Source organism: Microbacterium oxydans (genome assembly GCF_026559675.1).
Taxonomy (GTDB): Bacteria; Actinomycetota; Actinomycetes; order Actinomycetales; family Microbacteriaceae; genus Microbacterium; species Microbacterium oxydans_D.
This window is the reverse complement of record NZ_CP092891.1, coordinates 322,257-341,232: the sequence shown is the minus strand read 5'-3', so window position 1 is coordinate 341,232 and position 18,976 is coordinate 322,257. Positions and strand designations below refer to the sequence as shown.

The following is an 18,976-nucleotide window of genomic DNA, read 5'->3' as shown; positions in this document are numbered from 1 at the left end:
CGAGAAGATCTCCCGGCACCGTGCCCGCCCGGAAGTGGAGTCCCTCGTGGCTCAGTACGACGTCTCGAACCGCTCGGCGATCGTGACGGGAGCGGGCAGCGGAATCGGACGCTCGACCGCCCTCCTGCTGGCGAAGAACGGCGCATCCGTCGTGGTCAACGACCTGAACGCCGAGCACGCGAACGCGGTCGTCGAAGAGATCCGCGCGGCCGGCGGCACGGCGGAGGCCTCGGTGGGCGATGCCACCGATGCAGCCTGGATCGCGTCTTCCATCGAGCTCGCGAACTCGCTCGCCCCGCTGCGCATCGGCGTCAACAACGCCGGCATCGGCGGCGCATCCGCCCCCACCGCCGAGTACGAGGACGAGGCGTGGGACAAGGTCATCGCGATCAACCTCAACGCGGTGTTCCGCAATATGAAGGCGCAGATCCCCTCGATCCTCGCCAACGGCGGCGGATCGGTCGTGAACATCGCGTCGATCCTCGGCAGCGTCGGCTTCGCCGGATCCCCGGCCTACGTCACCGCCAAGCACGGCGTGGTCGGCATGACCAAGTCGGCCGCGCTCGAGTACTCCGCCAAGGGCGTCCGCGTGAACTCGGTGGGCCCCGGCTTCATCGACACCCCGCTGCTCGCCAACATGGGCGATGAGGCGAAGGAGTTCCTCGTGAGCAAGCACCCGATCGGACGCCTGGGTCAGGCCGACGAGGTCGCGAACCTCGTCGCGTTCCTCGCCAGCGACGCCGCGAGCTTCATCACCGGCAGCTACCACCTGGTCGACGGCGGCTACACCGCCCTCTGAGGCCTACAGCCCTTCCGCGATCTCCTTGATCGCGGCGAGGCGACGGTCCCACTCGCGGCCGATCACGTCGAGCTTCGCCGCCGTGGCGGAGAGCTCGGCACCGACCACGCGGAAGCGCACCTCGCGCCCCACCCGCACGGGTTCGACGAGGCCGACCTCCTGTAGGACGGCGAGGTGCTTCGCGATCGCCTGTCGCGACACCGGAAGGCGCCCGGCGAGGGCGGATGCCGACGCATCCCCCTCGCCGAGAGCTTCCAGAATGCTCCAGCGCGTCTCGTCCGCGAGCGCCGCGAACATGGGCATGAGGGTCTCTGCGGTCACGCTTCGCCTTCCACCAGGACGACCATCTTGTCGAGCTCCAGGTCCCAGCCGGTGCGGTGCGACTCGAGGTTGCCGCGCGGGTCGGACGTGCGCTCGAAGCCGGTCTCCACGACCGTGAGGCGCGTGCCGCCGTCGGACTCCTCGAGCGTGAAAGTGAAGACGGTCGATGTCGCCTCGTCGATACCGTCGGGCAACGTGCCGAGCGCATCGTCGTTGTTCCAGCGGTAGGTGATGCGCCGCGGCTCGTCGCACTCCTCGACCCGCAGCGGGATCACGTCGTAGTCGGGGAAGGTCATCGTGCCGGTCGCACCGACGCCGACGCCGTCGAGCACCGTGCGTCCGAACCAGCGCGACACGTGCTCGGGCTCGGCAACCGCGCGCCACACCTTGTCGACGGATGCCGCGATCTGGATGCTGCGTCGGACGGAGAAGGTCTCCTCGTCGACGACGGATGCGTCGTTGTGGGTCATGCTCACCATGATGGGTCCTTTCGGGATCTCGTGCATGCCGGCCGGTCGACCAACTGCAATCCCAGGGTTGCACTCATGACCCTCAAAAGCAACCCGTAAGTTGCAGTTCAGCTCCGCGGGCGGCGCTTCCCCAGGAACCCGGCGAGCAGCACGGCGACGAGAGCGGCGACCGGCGCCACGAGGAGTCCGGCTCGCAGACTCTCGTTCTCGGCGATGTATCCGACGAACGGCGGCGACAGCAGGAAGCCGAGACGCAGCAGCCACGACACGATGGTGAGTCCGACGCCCGCTCGGAGCCCCGGGAGCTCGTCGGCGGCATGCATCGCCGCCGGGATCAGGGTCGCGATGCCGAAGCCGACCGCCGCGAATCCGAGGATCGTGCCGGGCACGCTGGGGAAGGCCAGCGCGAGCGTCATGCCCACGGCGGCGATGACCCCGCCGACCCGTGCGACCCACCGCTGACCGAACCGGTCGGTGAGCGGATCGCCGATGATGCGGCCGACGAACTGCGCCCCGACGAGGGCGATGAAGCCGAGGGGCGCGACCGCCGCCGCAGCCCCGAGCGAGTCGGCGAGGTAGAGCGTCGCCCACGAGTTGCCGGCATCCTCCGCGACCGCTCCGGCCATGGCGATGAGCGTCAGCGCGACGATCGCGATCACGGTCCGGGGGCTCAGCCCGCGGCGCACCGCCCCGGTGAGCTCGGCGGGCTCGGCCGTGACCTCCGCCTCGGCCTCGTCGTCGCGGCCGGGCAGGCAGAAGCCGAGGGCGATCAGCGAAACGGTCGCGAACACGGCGGTGGAGATGCCGAGGTGCACACCCAGCGGCAGCTGCAGGGCGATCGCGAGCGCGGCCATCGCCCCGCCGAGCACGGCGCCGATCGACCAGATCGCGTGGAACCCGTTGATGATCGAGCGGCCGTAGCGCCGCTGCACGCGGAGTCCGTGCGCGTTCTGCGCGACATCCGTGATCGCGTCGGACGCACCGCCGAGGAACAGCGCGACGGCGAACAGCACCCCCGACGGCGCGAGGGCCGCCGACAGCAGCCCGAGGCTCGTGAGTACCGTGCCGATGACCGCGATACGCGCCGAACCGAACCGACGGATCAGCACCGCCGCCAGGAGACCGGCCGCGATCGCCCCGGCGGGGAATGCGGCGATCGCGAAGCCGTAGCCGAGGTTGTCGAGCCCGAGCGCGGACTTGATCTCCGGATACCGCGGCAGGATGTTCGCGAACAGCGCCCCGTTGGTCAGGAACAGGGCGGAGACAGCGATGCGTGCGCGCCGGGATGCCCGGTCCGGCGCAGGTCGTCGAATCGATTCGATGGATGACATGTGTACGATCGTACATGTGGAGAGGGGTGCGTGGTGAACGGAGTCGACGAACGTCGCGCGACGAACCCCCGACACGACCCCACGCGGCGCGATCGCATCATCGACAGCTGCCTCGACGTGATCGCCGAGCGCGGGCTGGCCGGCACCTCGCACCGCAAGGTCGCCGCAGCCGCCGGCGTCCCCCTCGGCTCGATGACGTATCACTTCGACGGGTTCGACGAGCTGCTGCGCGCGGCGTTCACGCGCTACGCCGAGTCGGTGTCCGCGCAGTTCGAGGAGCGGATGCAGGCGGCATCCGACGTCGACGAGGCGCGCGCCGCCGTCGTGACCCTCATCACCGACGTGGTGCTCGGCACCGACCGCGACCTGGTGCTGCTGCACGAGCTGTACACGCTCGCCGCCCGCGACGAGGACTACCGCGACCTCACGAGCTCCTGGATGGCGCGCAGCCGCGCCGCCCTCGAGCGCCATTTCGACCCGCTGACCGCCCGCCTGATCGACGCGCTCATCGAGGGCCTCACCCTGCACCGCGCCCTCGACACCGCTCCGCACGATCCCGAGGTCGCCCGCATCGCGATCGAGCGGATCACCCGCGTCGGCTGACGCGCGCCCCGGGCCCGCCTACCCATCGACGACGACGCCCGCAACCCCGTTCCTCCCCCGCCCGGGCGGCCATACGCTCGTGCCATGACCGAGCTCACCCAGCCCACCGGCCGCGAAGAGGCACTGCGCGCCGTTCCCCGCGACGACGGATCCGCACCCCGCGCGCTCGTGCTCGGTGCCACCGGATACATCGGCGGACGGCTGACCCCGCGGCTCCTGAACGCCGGCTACCGGGTGCGCGTCCTCGCGCGCGACGCCGTGCGCGCGGCATCCTTCCCCTGGGGCGCCGACTGCGAGATCGTCGAGGGGTCGGCCGACGATGCGGATGCCGTCGCCGAGGCCATGGACGACGTGGACGTCGTCTACTACCTGATCCACTCGATGTCGGCGGGCAAGGGCTTCGAGGAGAGCGACGAACGCGCGGCGACGACCGTCGCGGAGGCCGCCGCCCGGGCGGGAGTCCGGCGCATCGTCTACCTCGGCGGCCTGCATCCCGACGACGTGAAGCTGTCGCCGCACCTGCGCTCACGCGTGCACGTGGGCGAGATCTTCCTGAACTCCGGCGTGCCGAGCCTCGTGCTGCAGGCCGGCGTCGTGATCGGATCGGGGTCGGCGTCGTTCGAGATGATCCGCCACCTCACCGACGTGCTCCCGTACATGCCGGCACCGAAGTGGGTGCGCAACCGCATCCAGCCGATCGCCGTGCGCGACGTGCTGCACTACCTGCTCGGCGCCGCCCGCGTGGACGCCGACGTGAACCGCGCCGTCGACATCGGCGGCCCCGACGTGCTGCGCTACGGCCAGATGATGAACGGCTACGCGGTCGAAGCCGGGCTCCGGCAGCGTGCGATCGCCGCCCTCCCCGTCCTCACCCCGGGCCTGGCCTCGCACTGGGTGAACCTGGTCACCCCGGTGCCGCGATCGATCGCCCGACCGCTCGTCGCGTCCCTGCAGAACGAGTGCATCATGAAGGACCACGCGGTCGACGAGCTGATCCCGCGCCCCGCGGGAGGGCTGACGCCTTATCGCCGGGCCGTCGGACTGGCGCTCGGACGGCTGCAGGCCGACACGATCGAGACGAGCTGGCAGGACTCCGAGGTCTCCGGCGCCCCGAGCGATCCCCTGCCGAGCGACCCGGAGTGGGCCGGGCGCACCGTCTTCACCGACGCACGCTCGGTCGCGACCACGGCGTCGGTCGCGGAGCTGTGGCGCGTGGTCCTCGGCATCGGCGGTGAGAACGGCTGGTACTCGTCACCGCTGCTGTGGGCCGTGCGCGGCTTCATGGACCGCATCGTGGGCGGCGTGGGCCTGAGTCGCGGGCGTCGCAGCCGCACCGCCGCACGGGTCGGCGACGCGATCGACTTCTGGCGCGTCGAGGCCGTCGAGACGACGGATGCCGGGTCGCTGCTGCGCCTCCGCGCCGAGATGAAGGTGCCGGGAGACGCCTGGCTCGAGCTGCGGGCGGTGCCCGACGGCGCCGGCGCCCGCTACGAGCAGCGCGCGATCTTCTTCCCGCGGGGCCTCACCGGACGGCTGTACTGGCTGGCGGTGCTGCCCTTCCACGGGTTGATCTTCGCGGGCATGGCAGCACGGATCACCGCCGCCGCGGAGGGTGCCGAGACGACGACGAGCGACCCCGTGTGATGCAGGACCTCGGTCGTTGAGCGAGGAGCCTGCGACGAGACGAAACGCGTGGGTGGACGTTTCGTCTCGCTGCGCTCGCTCGACGACCGGGGGTCGCGCGGTCTCGACGACCGGGGGGGTCGCGCGCTCAACGACCGCGGCCGGGGCGGGGGTCAGTCCGTGCGGGGCTCCGCCGGGTCGCTCGGGTCGACGTCGTCCGGCGCGGTCGGGCCGTCCTCCAGCGCCGCGTCGACCACCGCATCCACCTCAGCGGGAGGGATGATGTCGATCGCCTCGGTCGCCGCCTCGTACACCTCGGCGAGCGAGTCGTCGACGGTCGACTCGTCGATCCAGTCGAGGTCGTCCTCGGAGTGGTCGTACTCCACCGGTACGAGCGCGAAGTCGTCGCCATACTCCTCGAGACCGGCCATGACGCTGTGCCGCACCGCGGCGCGGGCATAGCGCTCGCGCAGGATCAGCGGATCACGCCGGAGATCCTTCATGAAGGCGATCATCATGAACGTCATGATGATCGCGAACGGCAGCGCGGCGATGATGGTCACGTTCTGCAGTGATCGCAGACCGCTCCCCTCCTCGCCGGTGACGAGCAGCACCGCGGCGATCACGCCGACCAGCACACCCCAGACGACCGCGACCCAGCGCGCAGGCTCCGGCCGGCCCTGCTGGGAGAGCGTGCCCATCACGAGCGAGGCGGAGTCCGCTCCGGTGACGAAGAAGATCGCGATCAGCAGGATGAGGACGATGCTCGTGATCAGCGAGAACGGCAGGTTCTCGAGCACCCCGAACAGCACCTCCTCGGGCGGATCGACCGTGAGGTTCGCGCCGTCCATCTGCTGCTGGATGGCGGTGGTGCCGAAGATCGCGAACCAGACGAGCGAGATCGCCGACGGCACGACGATCACGACCGAGACGAACTGGCGCAGGCTGCGACCGCGCGAGATCTTCGCGATGAACATGCCCACGAACGGCGACCAGGAGATCCACCACGCCCAGTAGAAGATCGTCCAGCTCGACAGGAACGTCTGCGCCGCCTCACCCTGCGATGCGGAGCGGCCGATCATCTGGGGCAGGTCGCCGAGGAACTGCACCGCGACCGACGGGATCACGTTGAGGATGAGCAGCGTCGGCCCGACGAAGAACACGAAGAAGGCCAGCAGCAGCGCCACGACGGCGTTGATGTTCGACAGCGCGCGGATGCCCTTCGAGACGCCCGACACCGCGGAGGCGATGAAGCAGGCGGTGAGCACGGCGATCGCGGCGATCAGGACGCCGTTGCCGAGAGGACCGGCGCCGCTGACGATCTCGACGCCGTGGCCGATCTGCAGGGCACCGAGTCCCAGGGACGCGGCCGTGCCGAAGAGCGTGACGATGATCGAGAAGATGTCGATCATGCGGCCGAGCGGTCCGGTCGTGCGGCCCTCGCCGAGGAGCGGCGCGAAGATCGAGGAGATCAGCGGGGTGCGTCCGCGGCGGAACGCCCCGTACGCGATGGCCCCGCCGACGAGCGCGTAGAACGCCCAGGCCTGCGGCCCCCAGTGGTAGAGCACCTGGGCCTGCGCGGTGTGCATGGCGTCGAGGGTGTTCGCCTCGACGGTGCCGGGCGGCGGGTTCTCGAAGAACGTCAGCGGCTCGGCCGCGCCCCAGAACACCAGGCCGATGCCCATGCCCGCGGCGAACAGCATCGAGATCCACGAGAACATCGAGAACTCGGGCTCCTCGTCGTCGCGGCCGAGCGGGATGCGCCCGTAGCGGCTGAACCCGACGAACAGCATGAACACCAGGATGACGGTGGCGATGGTGGTGAAGAAGAATCCGAAGTACTCCACGACCCAGTCGAGCACCGTGCGGGTGGTGCCGGCGAGGTTGTCACCCGCGAACACACCCCAGGCGATGAACGCCAGGGTCAGGGCGACCGCAACGCCGAACACGAGCGGGTCGGTGCGGTAGGTGCGCCCGGTCTCCTCGACCGAGACGCCGGGCACGAGGGCCGGATGCACACTGCGCGGCGGGACGGCGGCGATGTCGCGGACGATCTTGCGCGCTGTCTCGGTGGCCTTGGTCGGAAGGCGGTTCGCTCCCGTGCCGGCGGCGTCCGTGTGGGAGCGCGGAGGAGTCGTTCCTGGGGAGCGTGTGGGGGGCTTCTCGTCAGGGGTCTCCATGGCACACCATCCTGTCACGGCAGGCGGCTGCGCACGGAAGCGCAAACCCAGACGATCCGCGCGATCCGCGGCGTGTCGGCGCACGGCGCGCCGGACGGATGCCGGATGGCCTGGGTTTCCCGGGCGTGCCGCGTCTAGCGCGAGCGGCGCCCGCCGAACAGGGAGTGCAGCAGCGGGAGGGCCGAGACGCAGACCAGGGTGATGCCCAGCGGCGGTACGGCCGGGACGAGCAAGGCCCCGCCGATGAGCAGTGCCGCGAAGAGCACGCCCGAGGCGATGCGACGGGCGATGCCCTCGAGCCGGTCGAGGCGTCGCTCCAGGCGCGAGGTGTCGAACGAGACGTTGCCGTCGTCGATCCGGGTGATGATCCTGTCGATGCGACCCGGCAGATTCCAGGTCGTGCTCATCGTGCCCATCGCCTGGCTCGCGAACGCCTGCACGATGTTGCCGCTCTCATCGCGCAGCAGTCGACCGGCGTAGGGTTCCGCGGCATCCCACACGTTGAACGCGGGGTCGAGTCCGCTGCACATGCCCGACGTCAGCGAGACGGCGCGGATGAGCAGGAGCATGTTCTCGGGCAGCTGCAACGGAAGCGAGCGCACCATGTCGCCGAACTCTTCGGCGAAGTCGCGGAACTCCCGCGGGTCGACCTTGCTGAGCTCGGCGAAGCCCATGCCGCCGAAGCGCGCGAACAGGGCGGTGAGGGCGCGTTCGAGCTCGTTGGTGTCGGCCGACGGCAGCAGCACCCCGATCTCCTGCGCGGCGGCGACGAGGCCGCGGCTGTCGCGCCCGGCGACCGCGATGAGCAGGGTCCGCAGTCCGTCGCGGAGGCTCGTGGGGATCTCGGCCATCATCCCGAAGTCGATGAACGTGAGGCGGAACCCGCGCCCCGACTGGCCGGCGACCGGGGGGACGGGCGTGACGAAGATGTTCCCGGGGTGCGGGTCGGCGTGCACGAAGCTGTGCGTGAAGACCTGGTCGAACATCACCTCGGCGAACACCGCAGCGACGTCGGACGGGTCGATGCCGGCGGCCCGGAGGGCGTCGGTGTCGTTGATCTTGATCGCGGTCACGTCGGACAGGGTCAGCACGCGACGGGTCGACCGCTCCCACACGATCTCCGGGGTGTCGACGCGCGGGTCGTCGGCGAAGTTCTCGCGGAACCGCTCGGCGCTCGCGGCCTCGTGCAGGTAGTCGATCTCCTCGAGGCTGGTCGCGGCGAACTCCTCGACCAGCGCGGGCGCGTCGACCCGGTCGGCCACGATGCGCACCCGGGTGAGCCAGCGGGCGACGCGGCGGAGGGCGGCGAGGTCGACCGCCACGATCTCGTCGATGCCCGGCCGCTGCACCTTGACCACGACGTCCTCGAGCCCGGTGTCGGCCGCATCGAGGTCGGAGAGCCGGGCGCGGTGCACCTGTCCGAGGGATGCCGCGGCGACCGGGGTCTCGTCGAACCACGCGTAGGCGCGTTCGAGCGGGATGCCCAGCTCGGCTTCGGCGAGCGCGCGGATCGCCGGGGTGGGCACGGCGGGGACCTCGTCCTGCAGCCCTTCGAGCTCCTTCGTGATCTCGGGGGGCAGCACGTCGAGGCGCGACGACATGAACTGTCCGACCTTGATCATGAGGCCGCCGAGCTCGACCGCGAGGACGTGGAAGCGACGCGCGAACCTCTGCATCCGCGGCCCGCGCGTGCGCTCGGAGATCCTGCTCATCCCGAAGCGCGGGAGGACGAGCTCGAACCACCAGATCTTGAGGAATTCCCGACCCGCGAACGACAGGATGCGGCGGTACCTGGCGCGATGGACGCCCTGTGCCGCAGCATCCGTCATCGCGTGGTCCTTTCGCAGGCCCCCACTCGATGCCGCACTGCGCGGTCAGTCCTGCGCGAGGATCGAGTACAGCCTACGGCGAGCCTCATCGAGGATCTCGATCGTCTGCTGCACCTGCTCCGGCGAACCGCTGCGACCGACCTGGGCCGCGGCGGCCGCGAGGTCGACACCGGCCTTGGGGAGGGCACTGAACCGGGCGTTGTCGCGGTGTCCGTCCTTGCCGGACGACGACTCCCACGGGGCGGGGGTCTCTGCGGTCTCGTCGGCGATGGCACGACCGGCCTCGGTGAGCGAGTACGTCTTGCGACCGTTCTGCTCCTCGGCCTCGATCAGGCCCTCGTCGGCGAGCAGCTGCAGGGTGGGGTACACGGAGCCGGCACTCGGCTTCCAGGTGCCGCCACTGCGCTCGGCGATCTCGTTGATGATCTGGTAGCCGTGCATCGGCTTCTCGGCGAGCAGGGAGAGCACGGCGGTGCGGACGTCGCCGCGGGCCATGCGCGAGCCGCCGGACGGGCGGGACTCGAACGACTTGCGGAGCTGGTCCATCGCCTCGAAGATCGCGGATGCCGGACCGCCGGGGCCCGTGCCGAAGCCGGATCCGCCGAAGAGCCCGCCGGGTCCGCCGTTGCTCCCGGAACCGCCGTCGCCGCCGAACGGGTTGGAGGGGAATGCGTTGTTCATGATGACCTCCTGCTGTGGTGAACGATACTCAACGATATATCGTTCATCCTGAAGGTGGGGTGGGAGTTTCAGGACGCGTTCGACCCGTGGATGACGCCCCAGGTGCGCTTCGCGGGGTCGATCAGGATGGGCAGCGCAGCGTTCGGCACAGCCCTGCCCGCCGCCACGCAGCGGTGGTCGCCGCACGAGTGCACCACATACTGCCGCTCGCCGTCGGCATCGCCGCCGACTGCCGGAAGCTCCAGCCGCAGCTGGTAGCGGACGGCCTCGTCCGTCGTCTCGAACGCGCCGACCACGGGCGCGTCTGCTCGGGTCCCCGAGTCTCTGAGGGTGACCGTCTCCCTGCCGTTCAGGCTCGCGTTGATCCAGAGCCCGATCCCCAGCACCACCATGAGGAGACAGCTGAACGCGAGCAGGGCCAGGGGCCACCAGCCCCAGGCCAGCGCGGGGAAGCCGACGACGAAGCCGATCGCCCCGGCCGCGACCAGCAGGCCCGCCGTGAAGCGCTGGCCCCACACGCCGCGACGGCTGGTCAGGTCGATCTGGGTCCACTCGCGAGGCACGACTTCGGGCATGGCAGCCATGCTAGAGCCCTGCCGCGTTCGCCGCCACGGACGCGGCCGGGGTGATCAGACGATCCGCGCGACGAGTGCGGCCCCCGTGAGCGTCGCCTCGATCCCCCGCTGCGCCGGCACCACTCGGGCCCTCGACGGCCCGGGCATGGCGGCCGCCCGGTACGCGGCACCGACCTCCGCCAGATAGCGCTCGCCGACCTCGGCGACACCGCCCCCGACCACGATCACCTCCACGTCGAGAACCGCGTTGGCGCCGGCCAGCGCGCGGCCGAGGTAGCGGGCGCCGTCGAGGATCACCCGCTCGGCCCGCACATCGCCACGCAGGGCCGCCGCGTGCACCTCGCGCAGCGGGAGGGCGACACCGCTCTCCTCGAAGTAGGTCCGCTCCAGACCCGGCCCGGAGGCCACCGCCTCGACATGGCCGAGACCGCCGCACGGGCAGCGCCGCTCGGCGAGACGGGGCGGCAGCGCGACCTCCATGTGACCGACCGAGCCGGCGGTCCCGGTGATACCGCGACGCAGTCCGTCCGGAAGGACCACGGCCCCGCCGATCCCCGTGCCGACCGCGACCATGAGCATCCCGTCCGCCCCTCGCCCGGCTCCCTGCTCCGACTCGGCGACCGCGGCCGCGTGCACGTCGTTGATCACCGTGACCGGCGCACCGAGGGCGTGCGCGAGCTCGTCCTGCAGGCGGAATCCGGCCCATCCGCTGATCGCATCGGTGGCCGAGGTGATCGCACCGTCCGGACCGACGACCCCCGCGGTGCCGACGCCGACCGCATCCACCACCCCACCGCCGCACACCACGCGCACGGCATCGACGACGGCGCGGACGATGGCCGGGCCGCCCTCGCGCGCGGGCGTGGGGAACGTGTGCGCCTCGGTGACGCGGACGCGCCCGAGCCCGGCGTCGAGCATGAAGCCCGCGACCGCGATCTTCGTGCCGCCGATGTCGATGCCGATGATCATGCCGTGGTCCGCACCGCCGGGGTGACCGCGACGAAGCGCCGGGTGATCGCGATCGGATCCGTGATCGCACCGCCCACGACCACCGCGAGCGCTCCGGCGTCGAAGGCGGCGCGCACCTGTTCCGGCGTCTGATAGCGCCCCTCCGCGATGGTGGGGATGCCGGCCTCGACCAACGCCGCGACGAGCCGCAGATCCGGCCCCTCTCCGGGCGTGGACTGGGGCGTGTATCCCGACAGCGTGGTGCCGACCACCGCCGCCCCCGCCTCCACGGCGCGCACACCTTCGTCGAAGGTCGACACATCGGCCATCACGGGGCGGCCCGTCGCCTCGGCGATCTCCCCCAGCAGCGCGAAGCTCCCACCCAGCTGCTCCACCGTCGCGTCCACCGCGATGATGTCGGCGCCCGCCTCGGCGAGGCCGACCGCCAGCGCGACGTCGGGTGTGATGATGTTGCGCACCCCGCCCCACACCTTGTGGAGCCCGATGAGGGGCACGGTGGTCGCCGCCCGCATCCGCCGGACGTCGCCGGGGCCGTTCAGCCGCAGACCGCTCGCACCCCCGAGCAGCGCGGATTCGGCGAGCGCGGCGATCACCTCCGTGTCGCGCACCGGGCTTCCGGCCTGCGCCTGCACGGACGCGATCAGGCGACCGGTGATGAGTTCGAGGGGGCCGTGGGTCATTTGAGAGCTCCTGCGCTGGCGCCGCCGATGAAGAACTTCTGGCCGAGGAGGAAGATCGCCACGGCCGGGAGCGTGAACATCACGCACGCGGCCATCAGCGGCCCCCAGGCCACATCGTTCTCACCGAAGAAGGCGTAGAGACCGATCGACAGCGTATAGGTCGACTGGTCGTTGAGATAGATGAGGGGATTGAGGAAGTCGGTCCACGCCCAGACGAACTGGAAGATCGCCGCGGTCACGATCGCGGGCCGGGCCAGCGGCAGCACGATCGTCGCGTAGGTACGGAACTCCGAGGCGCCGTCCAGTCGTGCGGCCTCGATCAGCTCATCGGGCACGGCCAGCAGGAACTGCCGGATCATGAAGATGAAGAACGGAGTCCCGAGGAACGCGGGGACGATCAGCGGCAGGTAGGTGTTCGTCGCCTCCAACCCGTTCCAGACGAGGAACAGCGGGATGAGCGTGACCTGCGGCGGAAGCATCATCGTGGCCAGCACGAGGATGAGCAGCGGACGTGCGCCGCGCCACCGCACCTTGGCGAGCGCGTAGGCCACGAGCGGGCAGGAGATGACCGTGCCGAGGATGCTCATCCCCGAGACGAACAGCGTGTTGGCGAGGTAGCGCCACACCGGGATCTGCTCGAACGCCTTGGCGAAGTTGTCCATCGTCCAGTCGGTCGGCAGCAGCGAGGGCGGGGAGGAGAACACGTCGCCGGGCGTCTTGAACGCGGTCGACAGCATCACCAGCAGCGGGAACAGGAACAGCAGCGCGAGCAGCGCCACCGACACCTGCTGCCGGACCCGGCGCACCGTGCGGCGTACGCGCCGCGGGCGCTTGCGGAGGACCGTGACATCAGCGTGTGCCATCGTGCACCCACTTCCTCGAGGTCGCGAGCACGATCAGGCTCACGATCAGCGTGACGATGAACAGGGTCCAGGCCATGGCCGACGCGTACCCCATCTTCAGGAACACGAAGGCGTTCTGATACAGGTACATCGCGTACGACAGCATCGACTGGCCGGGGCCGGACCCCGCCTGATTGAGCCGCTCCTGCGACAGGATGTACGGCTGCGTGAAGATCTGCAGGAATCCGATGATGCTCACGATCACCTGGAACAGGGTGACCGGGGAGACCGTCGGCCACGTGACGTTGGTGAAGCGGCGCCACACGCCCGCGCCGTCGAGTTCGGCGGCCTCGTACATCTCCTTCGGCACCTCCTGGAGGGCGGCGAGGTAGATGATCATGGTCCCGCCGACCGTCCACAACGACATCAGGATGATGGCCGGCTTGGTCCACTCCGGCTGCTGCAGCCAGGCGGGACCCTCGATACCGAACCACGACAGGAAGTAGTTGATGAAGCCGTACTGGGCGTTCAGCAGCCAGCGCCACAGGTAGCCGCCCACGACCACGGGCACGATCGAGGGCAGGTAGACGAGCGCCCGGTACAGCGGCTGCCCGCGGACGGGGGTGTTCAGGAGGTGGGCTCCGGCGAGCGCGATGCCGATCGCGAGGGGAACACCGAAGACGGTGAGGATCGCGGTGTTCGCGAGCGACTTCCAGAAGACGCCGTCGTTGAACATCTGCACGTAGTTCGCGAAGCCGACCCATTCCGGGGACTGGAAGAGGTTGAAGTCGGTGAAGCTGTAGAACGCCGACGCCGCGATCGGGTAGGCGAAGAGGAACAGGAATCCGACGATGAACGGGGACGCGAAGGCGAGCCCGATCAGCGTGGACCGGCGGGTGCGCCGCCGTCGGGCGCGACCGCCGGGTCCGACAGGAGTGCTCTCCTGCCGGACCCGGCGCGCTGTTGCAGAGGTCACGGAGCCTCGATCACTTCGTCGAGTAGTTGGCCATGCGCTCTTCGACCGTCGCGATCGCCTCTTCCGGGGTGGCCGTCAGGCGGACCACCTCGTCGAAGGCGGTGGCGAGGTCGGTGGCGTACTCGGCGCTGTACGGGAGGCTCGAGAGCGACTTCGCGTTGGGCGAGGATGCCGCGTCCGCCCAGACGTCGAAGTCCTGCAGGCTGTCGAAGGCGGCGCTGCCGGCGAGCGAGGTGCGCCCGGCCAGGTTGCCGAGGGCGACGGCGAACTTCTCCATCGGCTCAGGGCTCACGAGGTACGCGAGGAAGGTGGCCGCTTCCTCCTTGTGCTTCGAGTTCGCCGGGATGAACAGCGTGCTGGCGGTGACCTGCGTGCTGTTCTCCAGCGCGGGGGATGCGGCGGGGATGGCCGTGACGCCCCAGTCGAAGTCGGACGCGACCTTGGCTGCGCTGGCCGAGCGCCACTCCCCGTCGATGATCATCGCGACCTTGCCGCTGAAGAACGGGTCCTGCGCGGAGAGGTACTCGCCCTGACCGGAGACGAAGGTCGCCATGGCCTCGGCGCCGACGGGCTCGACCACGTTGTCCTGGTACCACTGCAGGGCCTCGAGGTTGCCGGCGTCGGCCGGGGTGGGTCCGTCCTCGCCGTCCCAGGTGCCGCCGAACGCGTAGCCGAGGGTGGTCAGCGTGGTGCTGTCGTTGGCCGAGCCGAGGCCCAGCTGCGTGATCTTTCCGGAGTCGTCGACCACGGTGAGCTTCTCGATCGCGGCCGCGAGCTCGTCCATGGTGGTCGGCGGGGTGATGCCCGCCTCCTCCAGGAGCTTCGTGTTGTAGAGCAGCTGGAAGCTGTGGATGGCGATCGGCAGCGAGTAGACCTTGCCGTCGTAGGTCATCTGCTCCATGGCGCTGGGCACGAAGTCGTCGACGTCGATCTTCTCGGAAGCGATCGCGTCGTCGAGCGGGGCGAGGATGCCCTTCGACGCCCACGCGCCGACGGTGTTGCCGAAGTTGTCCGAGATGTCGAACGCCCCGTTCGACGACGACATCGACGTCAGCTGCTTCTGGGTGTCGGGGCTCGAGACGCCCTTCACCACGATCTCGTCCTGGCTGCCGTTGAAGTCGGCGATGATCTGCTCGAGGACTTTGGCCTCCTCGCCGCCCCAGAGGTACGAGAACGTGATCTCGGTGGGGCCGTCGGCGTCGCCGCCGCCCGCACCGCATCCGGTCAGGGCGACGACCGTGGCTGTGGTCAGAGCGCCGGCGATCAGGGCGCGCCGGCGCATGTGCTGCTTCGTGTGCATGGGAGTTCTCCGCTCATCATTGACCTTGCAAAAGGATTGGAATAGACCAATTCGGAACCGCTGAGAACAGACATTGACACATGCGGCGGCAATCGTCAAGATTGGGTTAGTCCAAATGAGGGGGATGACATGTCGTCGATCGAGGGTGTGACGAAGCACGAGCGGGTGCGCCGGCATCTGGAGGAGGTCATCCAGCAGGGACTGGCCCCGCACGAGAAGCTGCCGACCGAGCGCGACCTCGCCGAGTCGCTCGAGGTGAACCGTCAGACCGTGCGCCGCGCGCTCGATGAGCTGGAGCGGGACGGCCTCGTCTACCGCCTGCAGGGAGCGGGCACGTTCGTGAGCGCCTCGCGCATCAGCAAGACCTTCGAGCTGACCTCGTTCTCGGAGGACATGCATCTGCGCAACATGCGTCCGGGGTCGCTGTCGGTCGACGTCGGCACGGCCTCCGCCGGCCAGACGGCCGGTTACGCGCTGAACCTCAGCCCCCAGTCGCCCGTGGTCCGCATCCGCCGCATCCGCACCGCCGACGACATCCCGATCTGCCTCGAGGTCTGCTCGATCGCCGCCGATGCCGTGCCCGGTCTCGAGGACGGCATCGTGGGCGACTCCCTCTACGACGACCTGCGTACCCGTTTCCACATCTCGGCCGTGCGCGCGGACCAGGAGATCCACGCGGTCGTCCTCGACGAGGAGCAGGCGGCCGCGCTGCAGACGCCGCCGTTCTCGCCCGCCTTCCTGGTGAAGCGCACGACGTACGACGCGCGCAGCCGCCCGATCGAGTACGCCGAGTCGGTGTATCGCGGAGACCGGTACTCGTACCTCGTGTCGATCTCACGCCCCTGAATCCCGACCGAACTCGTCCCTCTGATCCCGACCCGACCTCGACCCACCCCGCCCCGCCCCCGATGAAAGGCAGTCCCTCCGTGTCCGACACGACCGCGCGTCCGCGCATCGCCCTGCTCCCGCTCGACGACCGACCGGTGAACGTGCGGCTCCCCGGTGACGTCGCGGCGGTCGCCGGGGTGGTCCTCGACGTTCCGCCCGCCGACGTGCTGCCCTCCTATCGGACCGCCGGCGACGCCGCCGCGCTGGGAGCATGGCTGCTCGAGCGTGCCGCGGACCCCGCGACGGTGCACGTGGTCGTCTCGATCGACATGCTGCTCTACGGCGGACTCATCGCGAGCCGGACGAGCGATGACACGACGCGCGAGGTGCTGGAGCGGCTCGATGTGCTCCGCGAGGTGCGCCGCCGACGCCCCGAGCTGCCGATCTCAGCGGTGTCGTTGGTGACCCGCGCCAGCAACTCCTACTCCGCCGCCGAGGAGCCGGAGTACTGGACGGAGCACGGCAAGGAGATCCACGCCCTCGGCGGGGACGCGCATCGCCTGCTCGACGAGTCCGACGTGCTGCCGCTGGCGGAACTGACGCCGGTGCCGGCGGAGATCGTCTCGGACTACTCGACGCGACGACTGCGCAACCACATCGTCAACCTGTCGACGCTGGCGCTCGTCGAGGATGCGACGCTCGACTTCCTGGCGATCACCGCCGACGACACGGCCCCCTTCGCCGCCGGCAGTGCGGAGCAGGTGTGGCTGCGTCACTGGATGCGGATGCTGCCCTCCGGACGGAACGTGCTGATGTATCCCGGCGCGGACGAGGTCGGGGCGGCGCTGGTCGCCAGGGCGCTGGCCGCCGACGCCGGGGCGACCGCCTCGTTCTCGGTCGCGTGCGCGGATGCCGAGGGCATGACCCGCATCCCGCCGTACGAGAACATGTCGCTCGCGGCATCGGCGAGCCGCCAGATCCGTGCGGCCGGAGCGACCGAGGTCACCGAGGGCGGCGACGTCACCCTGGTGCTGCACGCCCCCGATCCCGCGCGTCACGACATGTTCCGCGGCCGGCCGGACGAGGTCGATGCCGATGCCGTCACCGGTACGGTCGCGCTGGTCCGCGAGCGCCTGGATGCGGGGGAGCAGGTCGCACTCGCGGACGTGCGCTTCCCGAACGGTGCAGATGAGGCGCTCGTGCGCGCGCTGGCCGAGGCGGACCTGCTCGGACGGCTCGAGGCGTTCGGCGGGTGGAACACGGCGGGCAACACGCTCGGCAGCGTCGTCGCGGTGGCGGCGGCCGCCGTCGTCGGACGCGCCTCCGGGCGGTTCGACGAGCGCGCCGCCCGCGTCGCCCTCCTCACCCGGTTGCTCGACGACTTCGCGTATCAGTCCGTCGTGCGCACCGACACCGGACCCTCGCTGTTCCCCGACATCTACCCGATGGCCGACGACGCGCTCGTCACGACGGCGGAACGGGTCATCCGCGAGGAGCTGACGGCTCTGCTGGAGTCGATGCTGCCGGCCGACGGCGTGCGCATCGAGGAGCTGACGCTGCCCTGGCGGCGGTCGTTCGAGATCGGGCTCGTGCTCCGCTAGACGTCATCCGGCACGTGTCGGCAGCGTGAGGATCTCGGCCCCATCCTCGGTGATCGCGATCGTGTGCTCGCTGTGGGCGGTGCGGCATCCGGTCGCGCTGCGCAGGGTCCAGCCGTCGTCATCGGTGCGGAGCTCATCCGTGTCGGCCATGACCCAGGGCTCGAGCGCGAGCAGGAGGCCCGGCCGCAGCTTGTAGCCGCGGCCGGGGCGTCCGTCGTTCGCGACGTGGGGGTCCTGGTGCATGGTCGAGCCGATGCCGTGACCGCCGAACTCGAGGTTGATCGGATACCCGGCGTCGTCGAGCACCGATCCGATCGCGTGCGACAGGTCGCCGATGCGGGCTCCGGGGCGCGCCGCCGCGATGCCCGCGGCGAGCGCCCGCTCGGTGGCCGCGATCATGGCAAGGTCATCCGGCGCGGCGGCCTCACCGACGACGAAGCTGATGGCCGCGTCAGCGGAGACGCCGCGCAAGGTAACCGCGAGGTCGAGGGTGAGCAGGTCGCCGTCCGCGAGCCGGTAGTCGTGCGGCATGCCGTGCAGCACGGCATCGTTCACGGCCGTGCAGACGTAGTGCCCGAAGGGGCCGCGGCCGAACGACGGCGCGTAGTCGACGTAGCAGGACTCGGCGCCGGCATCCTCGATCATCTCCCGCGTCCATCGGTCGAGATCGAGCAGGTTCACGCCGACCTCGGCGCGCTGCTTCAGCGCGTGGAGGATGTCGCCGACGAGTGCGCCGGTCGCCCTCGCTCGGGCGAGCTCGTCGGTGTTCAGGATCTCGATCATGGGCTTCTTCCATTCCGACCAATAACTATCCCGGTAATACTATCCCGGTATTAGAATGGGCGCATGATGGTTCGGATGCCGCTCACCCCCGCCGAGATCGAGCGCGGCGAGCGACTCGGAACACTGCTTCGCCAGGCCCGCGGCGAACGGTCGATGCTGAGCGTCGCACTCGACGCCGGCATCTCCCCCGAGACTCTGCGGAAGATCGAGTCGGGCCGCGTGGCCACCCCCGCCTTCTCGACGATCGCCGCGATCGCCGACATCCTCGACCTCTCGCTGGATGCCGTGTGGGCTGAGGTCGGCCCACACGCCGCAGACCTCCACTCGCGTCGCGTCGCGTCCTGAGCTCCGGGCGGATCCGCGACCGGTCGCTCCTCCTTCCGCCCGCGCTGTGCACCTCGGGTTCCCTCCGCCCGCCACCTGCACACGCCCGGGCGGATGCGCAACCCTGGTGCCCCACACAGGAAGTCGTGTTTAGCTCGACGGACTATCGGAGCGCACAGTGCCGGGGGGCCGAATGCCAGAGAACACGTCGTCGCAGAACACGCCTGCAGAGGGTCCCGCACCCGCGAGCAGTACGAGCAG

Annotated in this window: 19 protein-coding genes; 6 read left to right on the top strand and 13 right to left on the bottom strand. The window is 70.1% G+C overall.

Annotation, left to right across the window (positions count from 1 at the left end; genetic code table 11):
• Positions 1-46: 46 nt before the first annotated feature.
• Positions 47-799, top strand: a complete 753-nt coding sequence (locus tag MME74_RS01655) for an SDR family NAD(P)-dependent oxidoreductase (RefSeq protein ID WP_267416909.1) — start codon at positions 47-49, stop codon at positions 797-799.
• A 3-nt stretch (positions 800-802) separates the two neighbouring features.
• Here the strand turns inward: MME74_RS01655 and MME74_RS01650 are convergent, their stop codons facing one another.
• The 3 genes from MME74_RS01650 to MME74_RS01640 form a co-directional block, all read right to left on the bottom strand.
• Positions 803-1,120, bottom strand: a complete 318-nt coding sequence (locus MME74_RS01650) for a metalloregulator ArsR/SmtB family transcription factor (protein ID WP_324170124.1) — start codon at positions 1,118-1,120, stop codon at positions 803-805.
• Positions 1,117-1,590 (bottom strand): SRPBCC domain-containing protein, encoded by a 474-nt coding sequence (locus MME74_RS01645; protein ID WP_267416908.1) that lies wholly within the window; start codon positions 1,588-1,590, stop codon positions 1,117-1,119. Before MME74_RS01645 ends, MME74_RS01650 begins: the two co-directional genes overlap by 4 nt.
• A gap of 107 nt (positions 1,591-1,697) precedes the next feature.
• Positions 1,698-2,921, bottom strand: a complete 1,224-nt coding sequence (locus MME74_RS01640) for an MFS transporter (RefSeq protein WP_267416907.1) — start codon at positions 2,919-2,921, stop codon at positions 1,698-1,700.
• A gap of 33 nt (positions 2,922-2,954) precedes the next feature.
• Here MME74_RS01640 and MME74_RS01635 point away from each other — a divergent pair, with 33 nt between their 5' ends.
• A complete protein-coding gene (locus tag MME74_RS01635) occupies positions 2,955-3,524 on the top strand; it encodes a TetR/AcrR family transcriptional regulator (RefSeq protein ID WP_267416906.1) in 570 nt (189 codons plus the stop codon).
• An 84-nt stretch (positions 3,525-3,608) separates the two neighbouring features.
• On the top strand, positions 3,609-5,168 hold the full coding sequence (locus MME74_RS01630) for an SDR family oxidoreductase (RefSeq protein WP_267416904.1): 1,560 nt from the start codon (positions 3,609-3,611) through the stop codon (positions 5,166-5,168).
• Positions 5,169-5,320: 152 nt separating this feature from the next.
• Here the strand turns inward: MME74_RS01630 and MME74_RS01625 are convergent, their stop codons facing one another.
• From MME74_RS01625 to MME74_RS01585, 9 genes are all read right to left on the bottom strand, one after another.
• A complete protein-coding gene (locus tag MME74_RS01625) occupies positions 5,321-7,327 on the bottom strand; it encodes a BCCT family transporter (protein WP_267416903.1) in 2,007 nt (668 codons plus the stop codon).
• 134 nt (positions 7,328-7,461) lie between these two features.
• A complete protein-coding gene (locus MME74_RS01620) occupies positions 7,462-9,156 on the bottom strand; it encodes an AarF/UbiB family protein (RefSeq protein ID WP_267416902.1) in 1,695 nt (564 codons plus the stop codon).
• Between the two features lie 45 nt (positions 9,157-9,201).
• Positions 9,202-9,837 (bottom strand): PadR family transcriptional regulator, encoded by a 636-nt coding sequence (locus MME74_RS01615; protein ID WP_267416901.1) that lies wholly within the window; start codon positions 9,835-9,837, stop codon positions 9,202-9,204.
• 68 nt (positions 9,838-9,905) lie between these two features.
• Positions 9,906-10,412 carry a hypothetical protein gene (locus MME74_RS01610; RefSeq protein WP_267416900.1) on the bottom strand — a complete coding sequence of 169 codons (507 nt, stop codon included), beginning with the start codon at positions 10,410-10,412 and terminating at the stop codon, positions 9,906-9,908.
• A gap of 54 nt (positions 10,413-10,466) precedes the next feature.
• Positions 10,467-11,381: an ROK family protein gene (locus tag MME74_RS01605; RefSeq protein WP_267416899.1), complete on the bottom strand. Its 915-nt coding sequence runs from the start codon at positions 11,379-11,381 to the stop codon at positions 10,467-10,469.
• A complete protein-coding gene (locus tag MME74_RS01600) occupies positions 11,378-12,061 on the bottom strand; it encodes an N-acetylmannosamine-6-phosphate 2-epimerase (protein ID WP_267416898.1) in 684 nt (227 codons plus the stop codon). The genes MME74_RS01605 and MME74_RS01600 overlap by 4 nt, the downstream gene beginning before the upstream one ends.
• Positions 12,058-12,924, bottom strand: coding sequence for a carbohydrate ABC transporter permease (locus MME74_RS01595; RefSeq protein WP_267416897.1), 867 nt, complete (start codon positions 12,922-12,924; stop codon positions 12,058-12,060). Before MME74_RS01595 ends, MME74_RS01600 begins: the two co-directional genes overlap by 4 nt.
• Positions 12,911-13,879 (bottom strand): carbohydrate ABC transporter permease, encoded by a 969-nt coding sequence (locus tag MME74_RS01590; protein WP_267416895.1) that lies wholly within the window; start codon positions 13,877-13,879, stop codon positions 12,911-12,913. The genes MME74_RS01595 and MME74_RS01590 overlap by 14 nt, the downstream gene beginning before the upstream one ends.
• 10 nt (positions 13,880-13,889) lie before the next feature.
• On the bottom strand, positions 13,890-15,179 hold the full coding sequence (locus MME74_RS01585; RefSeq protein WP_267416894.1) for an ABC transporter substrate-binding protein: 1,290 nt from the start codon (positions 15,177-15,179) through the stop codon (positions 13,890-13,892).
• Positions 15,180-15,308: 129 nt separating this feature from the next.
• Here MME74_RS01585 and MME74_RS01580 point away from each other — a divergent pair, with 129 nt between their 5' ends.
• Positions 15,309-16,025: a GntR family transcriptional regulator gene (locus tag MME74_RS01580; protein ID WP_267416893.1), complete on the top strand. Its 717-nt coding sequence runs from the start codon at positions 15,309-15,311 to the stop codon at positions 16,023-16,025.
• A gap of 80 nt (positions 16,026-16,105) precedes the next feature.
• On the top strand, positions 16,106-17,608 hold the full coding sequence (locus MME74_RS01575) for a DUF4127 family protein (RefSeq protein ID WP_267416892.1): 1,503 nt from the start codon (positions 16,106-16,108) through the stop codon (positions 17,606-17,608).
• Between the two features lie 3 nt (positions 17,609-17,611).
• Here MME74_RS01575 and map read toward each other — a convergent pair whose 3' ends face one another.
• Positions 17,612-18,391 carry a type I methionyl aminopeptidase gene (map, locus tag MME74_RS01570; protein WP_267416891.1) on the bottom strand — a complete coding sequence of 260 codons (780 nt, stop codon included), beginning with the start codon at positions 18,389-18,391 and terminating at the stop codon, positions 17,612-17,614.
• Positions 18,392-18,457: 66 nt separating this feature from the next.
• Here map and MME74_RS01565 point away from each other — a divergent pair, with 66 nt between their 5' ends.
• On the top strand, positions 18,458-18,736 hold the full coding sequence (locus MME74_RS01565) for a helix-turn-helix transcriptional regulator (RefSeq protein WP_267418503.1): 279 nt from the start codon (positions 18,458-18,460) through the stop codon (positions 18,734-18,736).
• Positions 18,737-18,976 lie beyond the last annotated feature (240 nt).

Coding starts and splice junctions, on each gene's coding strand:
- MME74_RS01565 (WP_267418503.1), top strand. CDS start 18,458: ATGGTTCGGATGCCGCTCACCCCCGCCGAGATCGAGCGCGGCGAGCGA.
- MME74_RS01600 (WP_267416898.1), bottom strand. CDS start 12,061: ATGACCCACGGCCCCCTCGAACTCATCACCGGTCGCCTGATCGCGTCC.
- MME74_RS01630 (WP_267416904.1), top strand. CDS start 3,609: ATGACCGAGCTCACCCAGCCCACCGGCCGCGAAGAGGCACTGCGCGCC.
- MME74_RS01585 (WP_267416894.1), bottom strand. CDS start 15,179: ATGCACACGAAGCAGCACATGCGCCGGCGCGCCCTGATCGCCGGCGCT.
- MME74_RS01605 (WP_267416899.1), bottom strand. CDS start 11,381: ATGATCATCGGCATCGACATCGGCGGCACGAAGATCGCGGTCGCGGGC.
- MME74_RS01595 (WP_267416897.1), bottom strand. CDS start 12,924: ATGGCACACGCTGATGTCACGGTCCTCCGCAAGCGCCCGCGGCGCGTA.
- MME74_RS01615 (WP_267416901.1), bottom strand. CDS start 9,837: ATGAACAACGCATTCCCCTCCAACCCGTTCGGCGGCGACGGCGGTTCC.
- MME74_RS01620 (WP_267416902.1), bottom strand. CDS start 9,156: ATGACGGATGCTGCGGCACAGGGCGTCCATCGCGCCAGGTACCGCCGC.
- map (WP_267416891.1), bottom strand. CDS start 18,391: ATGATCGAGATCCTGAACACCGACGAGCTCGCCCGAGCGAGGGCGACC.
- MME74_RS01645 (WP_267416908.1), bottom strand. CDS start 1,590: ATGACCCACAACGACGCATCCGTCGTCGACGAGGAGACCTTCTCCGTC.
- MME74_RS01580 (WP_267416893.1), top strand. CDS start 15,309: ATGTCGTCGATCGAGGGTGTGACGAAGCACGAGCGGGTGCGCCGGCAT.
- MME74_RS01610 (WP_267416900.1), bottom strand. CDS start 10,412: ATGCCCGAAGTCGTGCCTCGCGAGTGGACCCAGATCGACCTGACCAGC.
- MME74_RS01640 (WP_267416907.1), bottom strand. CDS start 2,921: ATGTCATCCATCGAATCGATTCGACGACCTGCGCCGGACCGGGCATCC.
- MME74_RS01625 (WP_267416903.1), bottom strand. CDS start 7,327: ATGGAGACCCCTGACGAGAAGCCCCCCACACGCTCCCCAGGAACGACT.